This is a genomic window from Erythrobacter colymbi, assembly GCF_002155685.1.
Lineage (GTDB): Bacteria > Pseudomonadota > Alphaproteobacteria > Sphingomonadales > Sphingomonadaceae > Erythrobacter > Erythrobacter colymbi.
This window is the reverse complement of record NZ_MUYK01000017.1, coordinates 1-14,710: the sequence shown is the minus strand read 5'-3', so window position 1 is coordinate 14,710 and position 14,710 is coordinate 1. Positions and strand designations below refer to the sequence as shown.

The window sequence follows — 14,710 nt, the reverse complement described above, 5'->3', positions numbered from 1 at the left end:
CATGCTCTCGGTTGCATCGGTCAAGTCAGCCTCCGGCGCAGCGGAATACTTCGCCAAGGACGACAAGCACCCCGCCGACTATTACGTCGGTGAGGGCGGGAGCGCCGGCGCCGGCGGTGAAGGCGCGCCCGGAGGAAGCAGCCCCGGTGGCGGGCCGGGCGAGGGCGGAGCCGGCAACGGCGCCGACACAGGTCGCGGCGGATCAGCAAACACCGAAAGAACCGGTTGGGAAGGGAAGGGTGCCGAGCTCCTCGGACTCTCAGGTGAAGTCACCAAGGATGCCTTCGAGAAAATCCTCAATGGCGAGCTGCCCAATGGCGACAAGATCGGCCAGGTGCAGAACCGGCAATCGGGGATCGACCTCACATTCTCGATGCCCAAATCCGCCAGCATCCTTGCGCTCGTGTCGGGCGATCAGCGCATCCTCACGGCGCACTGGAATGCGGTGCGCGAGACCATGAGCTGGGTCGAGGGGAAGTTCGCCGAAGGGCGGACCTACGAGCGCACCAAGTCCGGCGAACCGGTGCGAACCGGAAATCTGGTCTATGCCATGTTCGCACACGACACGAGCCGCGCGCTCGATCCGCAAGGTCACATCCACGTCGTCATCGCCAATCTCACCCGGATGGCGAACGGCGCCTGGCAGGCGCTCCACAATGGCCAGTTATGGAAGAATAACGCGGTGATCGGCGCCGCCTACCATGCCGCGTTCCGGGAAAAATTGGCGGAGCTGGGCTACGAGACGCGTATCACCGGCAAGCACGGCCAGTTCGAGATCAATGGCGTCCCCAAGGAGGCGATCGACGAATTCAGCAAGCGGCGTGAAGCGATCGTCGAGAAAGCAAAGGAGTTGGGGCTCTCCTCTCCCGCGGCTATCGACAAGGTCACCACCAACACCCGCGATCCCAAACTCAACGTGGATGACCGGGACAGGCTTGCCGCCGACTGGCACAATCGGGCAGCAGCCATCGGCTTCGATGGCAAGCAGGTCATCGAGGATGCGAAGGCGCGCGCGGGTGAGAAGACCGCTGATCACCTGCCAACGACAGCCGAGCGCGTCCGCGAAACTGTATCGAACATCGCCAGCGTTATCGGCGACATGTTCCGGCCCCAAGACCCGCTTGTCTCACAAGGGCTCGAGCGTCTCAGGCTGTCTCCCGACGCGATGCGAACGCAGGCGGCGGTCGCATCTGCCATCCGTATCCTCGAGCAACGCGAAGCCGCTTTCCCGGCCGCTCAGATCACCAAGACGGCGCTCGATCTGGGGCTGAAGGGCGTGACAGCCGAGAAGGCAGATGCACGCGTTCAGCAGCTCCTGGAGGGCAACAAGCTCATTCCCGGGAAATCGGACCGGGTCGATGGTGCAGTCATCCATGTCACGACGCCGCAGGGACTCGCCACCGAAACGCTGATCCTCGCTCAGATCGACAAGGGCAGGGGGGCTTCAACGCCGATCATTCCTGCCGACAACGCCGTGGAACGGATCAATGCCGTTTCGCCCGACAAGCAGCTGAACACCGGCCAGATGGCCGCAGCCGTGCTGGGTCTATCGTCCACCGACCGGATTGTCGCCGTGCAGGGCATCGCGGGCGCAGGCAAATCCACGATGATCACCGCCCTTGCACGGGTGGCAGAGCAGGAGGGCCACAAGGTGCTCGGGCTCGCCTTCCAGAATAAGATGGTCGGCGACCTGAGGGACGGAGCGGGGATCGAAGCGCAGACGGTTTCCTCCTTCGTGAACACCTATGCCAAGGCGGCCCTGGCCGGGAAGGGCGAGCGCTATGAAGCAGCGCGCGGCGAGCTGAAGGGCACCGTGCTGGTCCTCGATGAAGCCTCCATGGTCGGAAGCGAGCCGATGAAGCATCTGGTCGGCATCGCCAACGCGCTTGGCGTCGAGAAGCTAATCATGATCGGCGACCGGCAGCAGCTCTCATCGATCGACGCCGGGAAGGCGTTCGCAATGGCCCAGGCTGACGGCATCGCCATGGTCCGCATGGACGAGAACCTGCGCCAGCGTACCGACCAGCTGCGCACAATCGCGGCGTTGGCCAACCGCGGAGAGGTCCGCGGCGCACTGGAAGTGATGGGCGACAAGTTCAGGGCTAGCCCAGACCATATCAAGTCGGCGGCCGACCAGTGGCTGGCGCTGCCAAAGGACGAACGCGAGCGCACCATGGTGTTCGCTTCGGGGCGTGACGCACGCTCAGAGCTCAACCAGCGCATCCAGGCGGGACTGGGATCCGATGGTACCCTTGGGAAGGAGAGTATCACCCTCAGCGTGCTGGAGCGTGTCAACAGCACCCGGGAGGAGTTGCGCTACCCACAGACCTACAAGGCGGGCCAAATGCTCGAGGTGGCGCGCGCGGTCTCGGAGATCGGCCTTCGGCGGGGCAGCTATGAGGTGCTCGGCGTAAACGCGAAGGGGCGCGTCGAGCTCAAGGTCGGCAGCCGTACCGTCAGATTTGACCCGCAGAGGATCGATCCGAACGATAAGCGCGACGCGCTCGGCCTCACCCAGCGCACCGATGTGAAAATCCACGAGAACGATCAGATCCGCTGGACGGCGAACGACAAGGATCGCGGGCTTTATAACGCATCGCTCGCGCAGGTGACGAGCATCGGTAAGGACGGGATCAGCGTCAAAACCCCGGACGATCAGACGGTCACCCTCAAACACGGCGATCCCATGCTGGAGCGGCTCGGGCTCGCCTACGCGCTCAACATGCACATGGCACAAGGTGTGACCACCGACAAAGCCATTGCCGTGATGTCCGGCTCGGAAAGCAACCTCTCCAACCAGCGCCTGTTCAATGTCACCGTCACCCGTGTCCGCGACGATCTGACGCTGCATACCGACAACAAGGACCGGCTGATCAGCGCCATCGAGCGCAACGAGGGCAACAAGACGAGCGCGCTCGAAACGGTCGGCCGCCTCGAGATCGATGCTCCCAGAGACAGCGCGGCAGGGAAGGGCAGGACAGACAAGACGTTCAATCCCGAAGTTCCCGCCGATCTGCTGAAGTCCGACAGCATGGATTTGAGCAAGCTGCGCGTCGCGGTCGAACCGCGCGTGCCGGACAAACCCTTCCCTGAAAAAGACATCAGCCTGGAGATCTGACCATGCGACCTTCCGTCAATTACGATCACCTCATTCACGGCGACCATATTCATTGGTGCAACATCGAAGCGCTTGGTGTGACGCGGTGCGAAGCGCAGGCGCTGCGGGAGCACGCGGAGACGCCAGTCGATGTCCCGCTTGCCGACGTCGGGCTCTCGATGATGATCGCCATCGGCATCACGCTACTGGCGGGCATGCTGTGGCGCATGAAGCGCGGTAGACCCGCGAGGAGAGCGCTCCCTGTCGAAGATGCCTACACGGAGCCGGCGGTGGAGCGGGCCTGATGAGCATCGATGATCGCGACTATATGAAGGACCGATCCTGGGAGCGGCAAGGCAACGATACCGGAGCACGCCCGGCCTTCAGCCAATTCGCTTGCTTCGATGTGTTCGCATAGCTGGAGGTTTTCATGGAGGAATCTCTCCGCCGGGAGCTCGAAGAGGCGAGATTTGAATGAGCGCGAAGGCCAAATTCATACAGGCCAAGGAAATCATTGAAGAAAGGACGATACGATGAGCAACTGGAGTTTCGAGGACCTGGGCGATTTCGCCGACGATGCCGCAGCCGAGCGCTGGGCCAAGCGCAACGATATCGACCTGCGCGATATCCGCACCACTGGCAATGGCAGGGGGGGTGCGCCTCGAGGTCCGGCGATCATCGCTCGGCGACAACCGGACACACAACGACCTTCGCGACGGGCGAAGGACGGGGTGGTAGCCTTTTGCAGGTAACACGGGAAGGGAAGCGCAATGACCAACAGACATCTAAGCATCTGCCTACCGGTAGTGGTTGCTACAATCGCGGCGCCTGCGGCCGCAGAGACTGCACCAGCTTCGGGGGTGGCCAGCAGCATGGCCACCTTTGCCAAGCAACAGGCTGGAGCCAACGCCGAGGCTTCGGCCGCCGAAAAGCGAGCGCGCTATCTCGCCCGAAAGCGCTCTGGCAAAGCCGACTGCAGCGATTGTGAGACTTGTGCCCCGTGCGAGGCTTGTAAGGAATGCGAGGATCCCGCTCAACAAAGCAAACGCGAGGGGAACGCGACCTGAACGGGTCGCACAGCTATCGGAACAACGGACATGAACATCGCGGCGGGGATCAGCATCGCACAGTGCCCCAGATGCAGCCGATCAGTCGGCCCGTGGATGGAGCGGCGTATCACGCACATCTGTGCCTCGTGCAACGCACCGCTCATTCGCTTCAGGGCAAGCCGTAAGCTGAGGCTCTACCGCATCTTTCCAATTGCTGACCTGATCCGCATTACGGGATTGCTGGTATCGATTGCGGCCATCCTTTGCGCTGTTGCGCTTCCCGGTGGCGTAAGGGCTGCAGTTTTCATGGTAGCCGCAGCGCTGCTCGCATTCGGCGCTGCCGATATCATTCAAGAGACTTTCGCGATGCGAGCCCGGCGGCGGCGAAACGATCTCGTCATTGGCGGGCCCAAAGCCCAAAGGTGGAGGGCTGTCTTACGACTGGCAGCCGGACTGACCTGCCTCATGCTCAGCGTCGTAGGGTTCATGATCTGGGCAAGCGTCACAACCGAAATGTGAGAAGCCAACCGTGCCAATGCCAAGCGACCAATTCCGCAATCACTGCCAGGATGAGCGGTCTTTGGGCAGGCGATTATCGTCATCGACGACGGTGACCATATGCGGCTTGTCTCGCGTCCAACGCCACAGGACCAGATTGATGTCCCTCTCGCCAGCCCGCGCCGCAAAAGACGGGACAATGATTCCAGCGCATCCCGCTTCGATCAGACGGTCAGCGAGCTCCCAGGTGGGCACGGGCTTGCGATCGGCCGCCATCACTTCCCACGCGCATGCGAGTTCGGCCCGCGTTACCAGAGCTGCTGCAAGACCCTCATCCGTGGTCAGATCGAGGATGTCACTGCAATCGATCCGGTAGCTGCACAGCGTCATTGGCTGCGCTTTGAAAGCGAAGCCCTGTTGCGCCTCGAGCCACGCGGTCTCAAGGCGCAGCGATGTGTAAAAGCATGCGGTGCTTGGCCTGTTGAACCGGCCGCCATGCATCCGGGCACCCTCGCCGGATTCGGGATCGAACGCCCAACCCGGGTGATGCGCGCGATATACCAGCCCTTCGAACCGCGTAACCGGCAGCGTCAAGCAAACCCGCCCTGTGCAATACGGGCGAGGTAGCTGCGGACGAGCTCGGCGCGTCCTTGACGAACCAATTCCTCGGCAGTTGCATCGCCCAGAGAGGGCAGGGGCTGCGAACGATACCACGCATAGGCCGCAAGCTCACTTCCGGTCCATGGGATCACGCGATTGATGATCTCGCTCATCTCGCGCAGCCGTGTCTGGGTTGACACACTGCCATACCGTGAGCTTTTGGAGACAGCATCGCGAGACAGGCCGGCCGCCGCGGCCAGTTCGGACTTGGTTATCCGCAACGCTCCGGACAGACGGTCAGGCGATACGCCATCCTTTCCTGTGATCTCGCTCAGAAACGCAGCCGACGCCATAATGCCTCACCAATTGCACCATATGCGTTCAATGTGTGCGGCAACCCTAGGGATGTCAAGGCTGATCCCAAAGAAGGAGCGAACATTGGGAGAGCTCGTCGCGGCCACGGAATACGGGATGCTGGAAGCGTTGGCTGGCGCACATGCCTTGCGGCGGTGCCCCGAAGAGTGTTCGCGCATCCGCAGGTCCGATCGCCTTGTATTTCGCACATGCCGATGGCATTCTCATGCGGCGACAGAAGGGTCCGGCGACACGATTTCTGCGAAGCGATGGGAAAAATCCGGCTGCAACCCATTCAACACAAACAGAAATTCTCCAGTTTGATAACATACATTATGTAAAATTGTCTCTGTCAAGTTCGGAATTTTGTTCTGCTTACTGACATCAATTCACGTGCTCTAGCCATTGATTGTCGCAGATGACCAATGGATGTGCATGATACGCCATTGCCCTTTCATCCGCCTGAGAATTACCGTCTCGATCAACCGGCTGTTGATCACACGCGTGCGGTACGTTCCTGAGACCGTTTCAACGCTCATAACCCACGCCATATCGCCTTGCATTCGATCGGTCCGGCTTACCAGCTTCCGAGTTACAGCGGCGGTAAAGGCAGCGTCCGCCTCCAGATGGTGGCTGGCATATTCGGCGCGACCTCTTTCGACGCCGCCAGATTCAAAGATGACGACATCTTCCGCAAGCAGCGCTAACGCAGCATCTGTGTTCCCCCTCGGTGGTCAATCCACGTACTGTCTACATCGTCATTGGAGACAGCATGCCCAGCACAGCAACCAGTCCAATCACCCCAGCAGCCAACATCAACTCGCCTGCCAAGCTTTTACGCAGGAGCGTCAGTGCAACTGAGTGCTCCACACTGTCGCGTTCATGAACCAGAAAATGCCGCCGTCCGATCTGGGCATTGTGCGCGCCAAACGCCAGCATTCCGCCAACTAACGTCACTTTTGCGACTAACAACAAGCCATAGGGGGTGTCGGAAACGGCTATGGTGTTCTCCAAGCCAAAGATCAGCTGCGCATTTATCAGACCCGTCATAGATACAGCTGCGACAAGCCCGACACCCAGCGGTGCGAAGCCATGCATGACGCGAAGCAGCTGATCGGTAGGGATAAGAGCGGGCTGCCGGTGAGCTTTGATTGTCAGTAAAAGGAACCAGCAGATGGCACCTACCCACAAGCTCGCCGCAAGCAAGTGTACGCCGTTATTCAGACGGTGGAACAAGCCCAATCCGCCTTCAGTCGCAGCCACATGGCCGCTCCAGCTTAGCGTGAGCAGCGCACCGGCGAAGCAGGCAGCAGCGACGGGGAAACCTACGCTAGTCCGGTGTCGAATGAACAACGCACACAAGCCGAAGGTGAGCAAAGATTCGCGCAAGAGGAACGCTTTGCCAAGGTCAGTGCCAACAATCATTGCTTCGGCCATCGGCCAATCGAGCGCTGTAATTGGCACACCCATCATAGCAGCGATCGAGGCCAGCATCAGGGCGATTGAAACCACCGGTGCCGCAAGCGCTGCGATGATCAGCGTGTGACCGCCCTCGTCGTGAGGCACCCAGCGCTCGCCACGCAACCCAACCAACCGAAATGCCGTCCAACCCAACAGGCCGAGCAGCAAAGCATAATGAGCAAACCGCAGAACCTGTTCGGTTGGCTCACCCATCTCATTATCAGCCGACGATAAAGCTGACTTTACCTGTCATACGATGGCCGTCCGCCCCCGCAGCCTGCCAGCGCACCTCATAGGTTCCTTTGGCCAGCGGCTTTTTCAGGGTGAGTGTCATCGTTTTGTTGCCGTTGGACCAAGAGGTGGTGAAATTGCGGATGGCCATTTCGCCGTGGTTTGCCATGCCCGGCATCGCGGTCATGACGATGCTTGCTGCCGCCGTCGGCGGGAGCAGAGCTTCACTGAAGGTCAGTGTGACCACGCGGGCGCTGCCAACAGTCGTTCCCTCAGCCGGTGTCGATGCGACGACTTTGGTGTGAGCAAGCGAAGCGGACGGAACTGCAAGCGGAGCGGCGACCATTGCGATTGCGGCGAGGAGAGATGCGAATTTCATGGGGTACTCCTTTATTTCAGAACCAGAAACGGATGCCAACGAGATAGTTCGTGACGCTGGGATCCTCGCCGCGTGCGCGGGCGTAATCGGCGCTGCCGCCGAGGCGCCAACTTTGCTCGATGCCGATATACGGGGCAAATTCGCGAATAAACTCGTAGCGCAGCCGCACGCCGACCTCGACCGAATCGATGCCTGACCCGGTGCCGAGCTGCGGAATTTCCTGCGCCGACAGGTTCACCTCGGCGCGCGGTTGCAGGATCAGACGTTGAGTGATGCGCTGGTCGACCTCGCCCTCGATCCGCGCTGTGAGATCGCCACGCTGTGACAGGAACAATGCGGCGTCGACCTCGAACATATAGGGCGAAAGCCCTTGCACGCCGATCACCGCATGCGTGGTATCGGGTCCGCGGAGGTCTTGGCGCACGCCCGCCTGCAGATCCCAGAAGGGCGCAATGGCCCGCGCGTAGAGCGCCTGGACCTCGGCTTGTTCAATCGGTTCGCCGAACGTGCCTTCACCTTCGCTCTTGAACCAGAGCCGGCTCGTCGGGCCACCATAATAGCCCTGAAGATCCCAAAGATAGCCCTCACGACCGTCGCGCACCTGCGTCTCGAAACGATCGCCCTGAAACCAGAAGACCGGGAAATCGCCATGGGTGCGTTGCAATTCCTCGCGCGAAGCCCGCATCGCGTCGGCGCCCCAGATGGCATCGGCGGCGCGCGGTGGACCGCTTCCGGCCTCAGGTGGCGGCGGGGTTTCCATGGCAGGTCCCGGAGAAGCAGGCGCGGCAACGTCGACCGCGCCATGATCCATGGTGCTGTGGTCCATGCCAATCATCGAATCGGCAGGCCCGGCCGCCCCACCCGTCATGTCATGGCCTGCGTGAGGGTCGATTGGCTCAGCGGTAGCAGGCTGCTCTGGCATGGCGTGCCCCGCGTGCGGATCGGCCGGATCAAGCGCTGTCGGCGCCGCGGGCATGCCGTGGCCGGCATGGCGGTCGCCGGGCGCTGGCGCAGGTGTGGGCGCTGGCGCGGGCATTGCATGCCCTTGATGCTGAGCGAAGGCCGGAACGGAGATCAACGCGCTCCCGAGCAGGGCCGCTGACAGGACAGACCGCACGCTCATGCACCGCCGCCCGGACCGACCACGGTCACAGTCTGCATCATCCCGCCATGCATGTGATACATCAGGTGGCAGTGAAACGCCCAGTCGCCGGGTTCATTGGCCGTGAGATCAAATTGCGCGCTGGCGCCGGGCTGGACGATCACGACGTTCTTGCGCGGCTGAAGCGCAGCGCTTTCCCCGTTTACCAGCTCGAAGAACATGCCGTGCAGATGGATGGGGTGCGCCATCATGGTGTTGTTGACCAGCTTCACCCGCACCCGCTCGTTCCATGCAAAACGGATCGGCACATCGCTGACGGCAGAATACATCCGCCCGTCGAACGACCACATATAACGTTCCATATTGCCAGTAAGGTGCAGTTCGAGCAGCCGCGATGGCTCGCGGGTGTCGCGGTTGGGCTCGAGCGCCTTGAGCATGCGATAATTGAGCACCCGGTGCGGCACATCGCGCAGTCCAAGGCCGGGATCGCCCATTTTGTCGATGGGGGCCATCGACACCATGTCGATGCCTGGGCCGATCGCGACGTCGGGCGGGAGCAGCGCGGTATCGCGCATCTTCATGCCGTCCATGCTCATGCCACTCATCGCCATGTCTGCCATGCCACTATCGGCAGAGGCGGCCACGTCGCCATGTCCCATGGCTGCGTGATCCATCGCGCCTGTTGCACCACCGGTTGCACCTTCTGCGGAAGGACCGGACGTCATTGCTCCATGATCCATGCTGCCGGACCCGTGATCCATTCCCATGTCGCCCATGGTTAGCAGCGGCGGATCGCGCAGCGCAGGAACGGTCGCCCGCGCACCGGGCCGACTCGCCAACATGGCCAGCGCCATGCCCGAACGGTCCATCGACTCACCGACGATGGCATAGGCTTCGGCATTTCCTGGCTCGACGATTACGTCATAGATTTCGGCAGTGCCGATCTGGAATTCGTCAACCTCAACCGGGCGCACGTTCTGCCCATCTGCTGCGATGATCGTCATCGGCAGGCCGGGGATGCGAACGTTGAAAAAGCTCTGCGCCGATCCATTGATGATACGCAGCCGGATGCGTTCTCCCGGCTTGAACAGATATTCCATGCCCTCCGCCGGCCCACGTCCGTTGGCAAGAAACGTGTACGTCTTCCCGCCAATATCCATGATATCGGTCGGCATCATCCGCATCTGTGCCCACATCCGGCGTTCTTCGCCGGTCATCGGGTAGTCATCGGTCCAGGTGTTTTGCTGGCGGTTGAAATAGCCTTCGCCGGTGCGCAACCGCTGCATGATGAAATGTGGGTCGAGCACAGTGAAGTCGCTTAGCAGCAAAATGTAATCGCGATCATACTCCACCGGTTCGGCGCCTGCCGGGTCAATAATCAAAGGGCCATAATGCCCCGACTGCTCCTGCAAGCCCGAGTGGCTGTGATACCAATAGGTACCTGCCTGGCGGACCGGGAATTCGTAGGTGAAGGTCTGGCCCGGCTTGATGCCCGGAAAGCTGATGCCCGGGACCCCGTCCATCTGGAACGGGAGCAATAGCCCGTGCCAGTGGATCGATGTATCCTCGCTCAAATTGTTGGTGACATTCAGGCGGACATTCTGCCCTTCGCGCAGCCGGATCAACGGGCCGGGGACACTGCCATTGACGGCGATGCCCGGGCCGCGTCGCCCTTCAACAATGCGATGCCCGCTGCCGACGGCAAGATCGATGACCTCGCCGCTGAGCTCACCAAAGCCCGCAGGAATGCGCGGGCCGTCGCGGCCATGGCTGCCGCCCCGGTGCATGCTGTGCCCTTGCGCCCAAGCTGGCGTAGCGGCGAAGGCTGAGGCCGCGCCAAACGCAGCGATCAGGTGACGTCTTGTGAGATGAGGACTGGTCATGCGATTTATACGCGCGCAAGGCCTTCACCCCTCAAAGTTTCCTGAAGTTTTTTCCGCGCCCTCCCAAGACGTGTCTCGACCGCCTTTACGCTGATGCCCAGTGTCGTTGCGGTCTCCTGCTGGCTTAGCCCTTCGACTGTGCAAAGGATCAGGACATCTTTGAGACGTGCTGGAAGCTTGGCGATCGCGCGGGCGGTCGCGGCGAGCTCGGCGCGGTCTGCGGCAAGCGTTTGTGCCGAGGGTGCATCATCGGCAATCCATTGCGCAGCCTGTTCGGGCATGGGCAGGCCTATGAAGCGCCTGACGGCGCGCCGACGGGCCCAGTCCCGGCATTTGTTGAGCGTGATGGCGCTGATCCAGGCCTTGAACGATCGTCCGGGGTCGAAGCGGTTCAGCGCGCCGAATGCGGCTATGAAAGCCTCCTGCGTAATGTCCAAGGCTTCATCCGGATCACCCGTCGCTGAGCGCGCAAGCCGGTACACTGTCTCGCGGTAGCGCTCCACAAGCTCCCGCTGCGCATCGGCATGGCCAGCCAGAGATCTGCGGACGAGCGCCGCATCCGGATCGTCAGCGGTCACTGCGGCTGAGCAGCGAGGCTCTTGCTGACCACCGCATCGAACCGTGATTGCTGATCGGGGCGCAGAATGGCGCGCATCGCGAAAACGTGTTCGAGTGTTGCTTTTTGGAGATCCCCCATCGCGTCATGCGTCTCGTCGACCGCGGCCGACACGCGGGGACCGTATTCGTGCTCGGCAGCAATGGCTTCGCCGAGCAGCGCGTTGCTGCTCCTGAGCCGTTCTTCGAGCGCTTCGCGCCGCGCAGCGAACTGGCGCTCCAATGCAGTCAGTTCTTTTTCCTGCGCCGGGTCGAGGTCAAGCTCATCATGAATCAGGGCGTGGAGTTCAGCCCCACCATGGTGCGGTGCGGGTTGAAGCATTCGTCCGAGCCATACCCCTACCAGCGCAAGCGCAATGATCAGCCCCGCCGCCAAAACGATGCGACGCTGGTTCATTGCTGACCCAGGGCGATGAGAGGGGTCAGCGATGCCGGGGGACCGAAGGCGGCAATAGGCACTTCGGCTTGTGCAGGTGCCTGAAGACCGCTGAAAACGCCCAGTCCGAGCGACGCAACGAGGCCTAGTCCGAGCAATGCCCGTGTCTGCCTGACGTCTGCCTGTGCGCGCTGCGCGAGGCGTTCACCATCAATCCCGGACATATCCGGGACAGGAAGTCTGGCCAGGCGTGCGAGATTCTCGTCGAGATCCATCATGCAGCTCCTTTAGAGTTGTATACGCAGGCGCGGACAAAACCCCTCACTTTCCGATGCCCAATTATCGTTGCAGCTCAAAACTGAAGGCATCGATGATCGGACAGGGCCCAGATTTCCCCGCAGCGCAGTCCTCGGCGAGCCGGACGAGCGCACCGCGCATGGTTTGCAAAGTGGCAATTTTCTCATCAAGCGCCGCGATCCGAACGCGTGCAAGGTCCTGCGCCGCCGCTCGGTCGCCAGAATCGAGGGAGAGCAGCGTGGCCATCTCTTCAAGTGTGAACCCGGCGGTCTGCGCCGAGCGGATCGATTGCAAGCGTGCCAGATCGCCGCGCGTGTAGCGGCGCGGACCCTCGTGGCGCTCAGGCTGGGCCACCAATCCGCGCCGCTGATAATAACGGATCGTCTCGACGTTGACCCCGCCTGCACGGGCAAATTCACCGATCTTCATATAATGCTTGATCCCGTACCATGGTACGGAACCTATATAAGCCGCAAGTTTGCGATTCAAAGGAAATCACTAATGCCCAAGCCTACAAAAACCGCCGTGCTTCACCGCATGGTCATGCAAAACCACACTTGCCCTTACGGCCTGAAGTCAAAGCATCTGCTCAAAACGCGAGGTTACTCCGTCGATGATCGGCACCTCACCACGCGCGAACAGACTGACGCGTTCAAGGCTGAATACGGCGTTGCAACCACCCCACAGACCTTCATCGATGGCAAGCGGATCGGAGGGCATGACGACCTGCGGCGCTACTTCGGGATCAAGGTCCCTGTTCCCGGCGCGACCAGCTATCGCCCGGTAATTGCGCTCTTCGCCATGACAGCAGCCATGGCGATGGCCGCTGGCATCGCGGTTGATGGCACAGCCTTCAGCATTCGCGTTGCCGAGTGGTTTATCGCGTTTAGCATGTGCGTGCTTGCGATGCTCAAACTTCAGAATGTCGACAAGTTCGCGACCATGTTCCTCAATTACGACCTGTTGGCGAAGCGCTGGGTCCCTTATGCGACCCTCTATCCCTTCGCTGAAGGCTTGGCCGGTGTCCTGATGGTTTCAGGCCAGCTGCATTGGCTCTCGATACCCGTGGCGCTATTCATTGGGACGATCGGTGCAATTTCGGTCTTCAAGGCAGTCTACATCGACAAGCGCGAACTCAAATGCGCTTGCGTCGGTGGCGACAGCAATGTCCCGCTAGGCTTCGTCTCGTTGACTGAAAATCTAATGATGATGGCAATGGCAATCTGGATGTTATCCAGAGCCATTGGCTAAAGGTCGCCCGCATAAGAATTGAGAACATCGCCCCTTAGGCTTTGACCTGCCTAAAAATAATGGGTCGTTGCTCATTATCGATGGGGATAATGGTTAGCGTCCGCGCTCGTGGTGTAATTTCTGGTGTAGATTGAGATGATCGCATGGGGTGGGGCATGCCCCACCCCATGCGATTTCGATCTCGGTGGCCACCGGGCTCATCGGTAAGGTGGAGTTACCACACTTCACACGCCCACCGAGGAGTTGATCCCGATGACCGACGACAGACTACCGCTTGCCGAGCTGATGGCGAAGACTGGAGATGGAGATTTCCTGCGCACGATCGCCGAGAGCGTATTACAGATCATCATGGAGGCCGACGTCGATGGCCTGGTCGGCGCTAGCCGACACGAGCGCTCCGGCGACCGGACGACCTGGCGGAACGGCTACCGCGACCGCAGCCTCGATACCCGGCTCGGCACGCTCAACCTGAGGATTCCCAAGCTACGGACCGGCGCCTACTTCCCTGGCTTCCTGGAACCCAGGAAGACCGTCGAGAAGGCGCTGGTCGCGGTGATCCAGGAGGCGTGGATCGCCGGCGTCAGCACCCGGCGTGTCGACGAGCTGGTGCAGGCCATGGGCATGACCGGCATCTCCAAATCCTCGGTGTCCAAGCTGTGCAAGGATATCGACGAACGTGTCCATGCCTTCCTTAAGCGGCCGCTCACCGGCGACTGGCCCTACCTCTGGCTCGATGCTACCTACCTCAAGGTGCGCGAGGGCGGGCGGATCGTCAGTGTCGCCGCGATAATAGCCGTTGCCGTCAACACCGAGGGCAAGCGCGAAATCGTTGGCCTTCACATTGGACCCTCCGAAGCCGAGCCATTCTGGTCGAGCTTCCTCAAGGACCTCGCACGCCGCGGACTGACCGGCGTGAAGCTGGTCATCTCCGATGCCCACGAGGGCCTCAAGGCAGCGATCACTCGCGTGCTCAGCGCCACCTGGCAGCGGTGCCGCGTCCACTTCATGCGCAATGCCCTGGCCTACGTGCCCAAGGGCCAGAACACCGTCGTCGCCGCTGCCATCCGCCAGGTCTTCCTCCAGCCCGACCATGCCGCCGCGACACAGGTCTGGCGCCAGGTCGCCGACCAGTTGCGTACCCGCTGGCCAAAGCTCGGCGCCTGCATGGACGATGCCGAGCACGACGTGCTGGCCTACATGACCTTCCCCGAGCAGCACCGCGTCAAATTACATTCCACCAATCCACTGGAACGCCTGAACAAGGAAGTGAAGCGCCGCGCCGATGTCGTCGGCATCTTCCCGAACGAGGATAGCATCATCCGCCTCGTCGGCGCCGTCCTGCTGGAGCAGAATGACGAATACCAGCTCCAGCACCGCTACATGCAGATCGAGGGCATGGCCGCCCTTGCTACACCAATGATCGAGGAGGCACAGCCGCTACAGATTACACCCAAGGCCGCCTGAAAATGCAGCCCGCTGGCCACACCCAATTCTACACCACATTGACGGACGCGACC

General features: G+C 61.2%; 16 protein-coding genes and 1 pseudogene. 6 read left to right on the top strand and 11 right to left on the bottom strand.

Annotated elements, in window-relative coordinates; translation table 11 throughout:
* The first annotated feature begins 1 nt into the window (after position 1).
* The 4 genes from mobF to BZF57_RS17895 all read left to right on the top strand — a co-directional run bounded on the left by mobF (position 2) and on the right by BZF57_RS17895 (position 4,665).
* Entirely contained in the window at positions 2-3,118 is a 3,117-nt protein-coding gene (gene mobF / locus BZF57_RS17910; RefSeq protein ID WP_206073298.1) for a MobF family relaxase, read from the top strand.
* A gap of 2 nt (positions 3,119-3,120) precedes the next feature.
* Positions 3,121-3,402, top strand: a complete 282-nt coding sequence (locus BZF57_RS17905) for a hypothetical protein (RefSeq protein WP_086740572.1) — start codon at positions 3,121-3,123, stop codon at positions 3,400-3,402.
* Between the two features lie 228 nt (positions 3,403-3,630).
* On the top strand, positions 3,631-3,849 hold the full coding sequence (locus tag BZF57_RS17900; protein ID WP_240506039.1) for a hypothetical protein: 219 nt from the start codon (positions 3,631-3,633) through the stop codon (positions 3,847-3,849).
* 345 nt (positions 3,850-4,194) lie between these two features.
* Entirely contained in the window at positions 4,195-4,665 is a 471-nt protein-coding gene (locus BZF57_RS17895) for a hypothetical protein (protein ID WP_143738560.1), read from the top strand.
* A 39-nt stretch (positions 4,666-4,704) separates the two neighbouring features.
* Here the strand turns inward: BZF57_RS17895 and BZF57_RS17890 are convergent, their stop codons facing one another.
* From BZF57_RS17890 to BZF57_RS17840, 11 genes and pseudogenes are all read right to left on the bottom strand, one after another.
* The gene (locus BZF57_RS17890) at positions 4,705-5,238 is read right to left on the bottom strand and encodes an RES family NAD+ phosphorylase (protein ID WP_086740568.1); all 534 of its coding nucleotides are present in this window, start codon (positions 5,236-5,238) and stop codon (positions 4,705-4,707) included.
* Positions 5,235-5,597 carry an antitoxin Xre/MbcA/ParS toxin-binding domain-containing protein gene (locus tag BZF57_RS17885; protein ID WP_067404556.1) on the bottom strand — a complete coding sequence of 121 codons (363 nt, stop codon included), beginning with the start codon at positions 5,595-5,597 and terminating at the stop codon, positions 5,235-5,237. The genes BZF57_RS17890 and BZF57_RS17885 overlap by 4 nt, the downstream gene beginning before the upstream one ends.
* Before the next feature lie 399 nt (positions 5,598-5,996).
* A pseudogene (locus BZF57_RS21800) lies at positions 5,997-6,314 on the bottom strand (YybH family protein); the annotation flags it as partial.
* 34 nt (positions 6,315-6,348) lie between these two features.
* Complete coding sequence (locus BZF57_RS17875; protein WP_086740564.1) at positions 6,349-7,272, bottom strand: CopD family protein; 924 nt, start codon at positions 7,270-7,272, stop codon at positions 6,349-6,351.
* Between the two features lie 7 nt (positions 7,273-7,279).
* Positions 7,280-7,669 (bottom strand): copper resistance protein CopC, encoded by a 390-nt coding sequence (locus BZF57_RS17870; RefSeq protein WP_086740562.1) that lies wholly within the window; start codon positions 7,667-7,669, stop codon positions 7,280-7,282.
* Positions 7,670-7,685: 16 nt separating this feature from the next.
* Entirely contained in the window at positions 7,686-8,792 is a 1,107-nt protein-coding gene (locus tag BZF57_RS17865) for a copper resistance protein B (protein ID WP_086740559.1), read from the bottom strand.
* On the bottom strand, positions 8,789-10,654 hold the full coding sequence (locus BZF57_RS17860) for a copper resistance system multicopper oxidase (RefSeq protein ID WP_086740557.1): 1,866 nt from the start codon (positions 10,652-10,654) through the stop codon (positions 8,789-8,791). Before BZF57_RS17860 ends, BZF57_RS17865 begins: the two co-directional genes overlap by 4 nt.
* Positions 10,655-10,659: 5 nt before the next feature.
* Positions 10,660-11,232 (bottom strand): RNA polymerase sigma factor, encoded by a 573-nt coding sequence (locus BZF57_RS17855; protein ID WP_086740555.1) that lies wholly within the window; start codon positions 11,230-11,232, stop codon positions 10,660-10,662.
* A complete protein-coding gene (locus BZF57_RS17850; protein ID WP_086740553.1) occupies positions 11,229-11,666 on the bottom strand; it encodes a periplasmic heavy metal sensor in 438 nt (145 codons plus the stop codon). Before BZF57_RS17850 ends, BZF57_RS17855 begins: the two co-directional genes overlap by 4 nt.
* Positions 11,663-11,923, bottom strand: a complete 261-nt coding sequence (locus BZF57_RS17845; protein WP_086740551.1) for a hypothetical protein — start codon at positions 11,921-11,923, stop codon at positions 11,663-11,665. Before BZF57_RS17845 ends, BZF57_RS17850 begins: the two co-directional genes overlap by 4 nt.
* Before the next feature lie 61 nt (positions 11,924-11,984).
* Positions 11,985-12,371 carry a MerR family transcriptional regulator gene (locus tag BZF57_RS17840; protein WP_086740549.1) on the bottom strand — a complete coding sequence of 129 codons (387 nt, stop codon included), beginning with the start codon at positions 12,369-12,371 and terminating at the stop codon, positions 11,985-11,987.
* Between the two features lie 72 nt (positions 12,372-12,443).
* Here BZF57_RS17840 and BZF57_RS17835 point away from each other — a divergent pair, with 72 nt between their 5' ends.
* A complete protein-coding gene (locus tag BZF57_RS17835; RefSeq protein ID WP_162291046.1) occupies positions 12,444-13,193 on the top strand; it encodes a MauE/DoxX family redox-associated membrane protein in 750 nt (249 codons plus the stop codon).
* Between the two features lie 252 nt (positions 13,194-13,445).
* Entirely contained in the window at positions 13,446-14,657 is a 1,212-nt protein-coding gene (locus BZF57_RS17830) for an IS256 family transposase (protein ID WP_011950834.1), read from the top strand.
* The last annotated feature ends 53 nt before the right edge of the window (positions 14,658-14,710 follow it).

What these genes read in the sequence shown, in the direction of transcription:
- mobF (WP_206073298.1), top strand. Translation starts at nt 2, where the DNA reads ATGCTCTCGGTTGCATCGGTCAAGTCAGCCTCCGGCGCAGCGGAATAC.
- BZF57_RS17860 (WP_086740557.1), bottom strand. Translation starts at nt 10,654, where the DNA reads ATGACCAGTCCTCATCTCACAAGACGTCACCTGATCGCTGCGTTTGGC.
- BZF57_RS17830 (WP_011950834.1), top strand. Translation starts at nt 13,446, where the DNA reads ATGACCGACGACAGACTACCGCTTGCCGAGCTGATGGCGAAGACTGGA.
- BZF57_RS17870 (WP_086740562.1), bottom strand. Translation starts at nt 7,669, where the DNA reads ATGAAATTCGCATCTCTCCTCGCCGCAATCGCAATGGTCGCCGCTCCG.
- BZF57_RS17865 (WP_086740559.1), bottom strand. Translation starts at nt 8,792, where the DNA reads ATGAGCGTGCGGTCTGTCCTGTCAGCGGCCCTGCTCGGGAGCGCGTTG.
- BZF57_RS17875 (WP_086740564.1), bottom strand. Translation starts at nt 7,272, where the DNA reads ATGGGTGAGCCAACCGAACAGGTTCTGCGGTTTGCTCATTATGCTTTG.
- BZF57_RS17835 (WP_162291046.1), top strand. Translation starts at nt 12,444, where the DNA reads ATGCCCAAGCCTACAAAAACCGCCGTGCTTCACCGCATGGTCATGCAA.
- BZF57_RS17905 (WP_086740572.1), top strand. Translation starts at nt 3,121, where the DNA reads ATGCGACCTTCCGTCAATTACGATCACCTCATTCACGGCGACCATATT.
- BZF57_RS17845 (WP_086740551.1), bottom strand. Translation starts at nt 11,923, where the DNA reads ATGATGGATCTCGACGAGAATCTCGCACGCCTGGCCAGACTTCCTGTC.
- BZF57_RS17850 (WP_086740553.1), bottom strand. Translation starts at nt 11,666, where the DNA reads ATGAACCAGCGTCGCATCGTTTTGGCGGCGGGGCTGATCATTGCGCTT.
- BZF57_RS17895 (WP_143738560.1), top strand. Translation starts at nt 4,195, where the DNA reads ATGAACATCGCGGCGGGGATCAGCATCGCACAGTGCCCCAGATGCAGC.
- BZF57_RS17900 (WP_240506039.1), top strand. Translation starts at nt 3,631, where the DNA reads ATGAGCAACTGGAGTTTCGAGGACCTGGGCGATTTCGCCGACGATGCC.
- BZF57_RS17840 (WP_086740549.1), bottom strand. Translation starts at nt 12,371, where the DNA reads ATGAAGATCGGTGAATTTGCCCGTGCAGGCGGGGTCAACGTCGAGACG.
- BZF57_RS17885 (WP_067404556.1), bottom strand. Translation starts at nt 5,597, where the DNA reads ATGGCGTCGGCTGCGTTTCTGAGCGAGATCACAGGAAAGGATGGCGTA.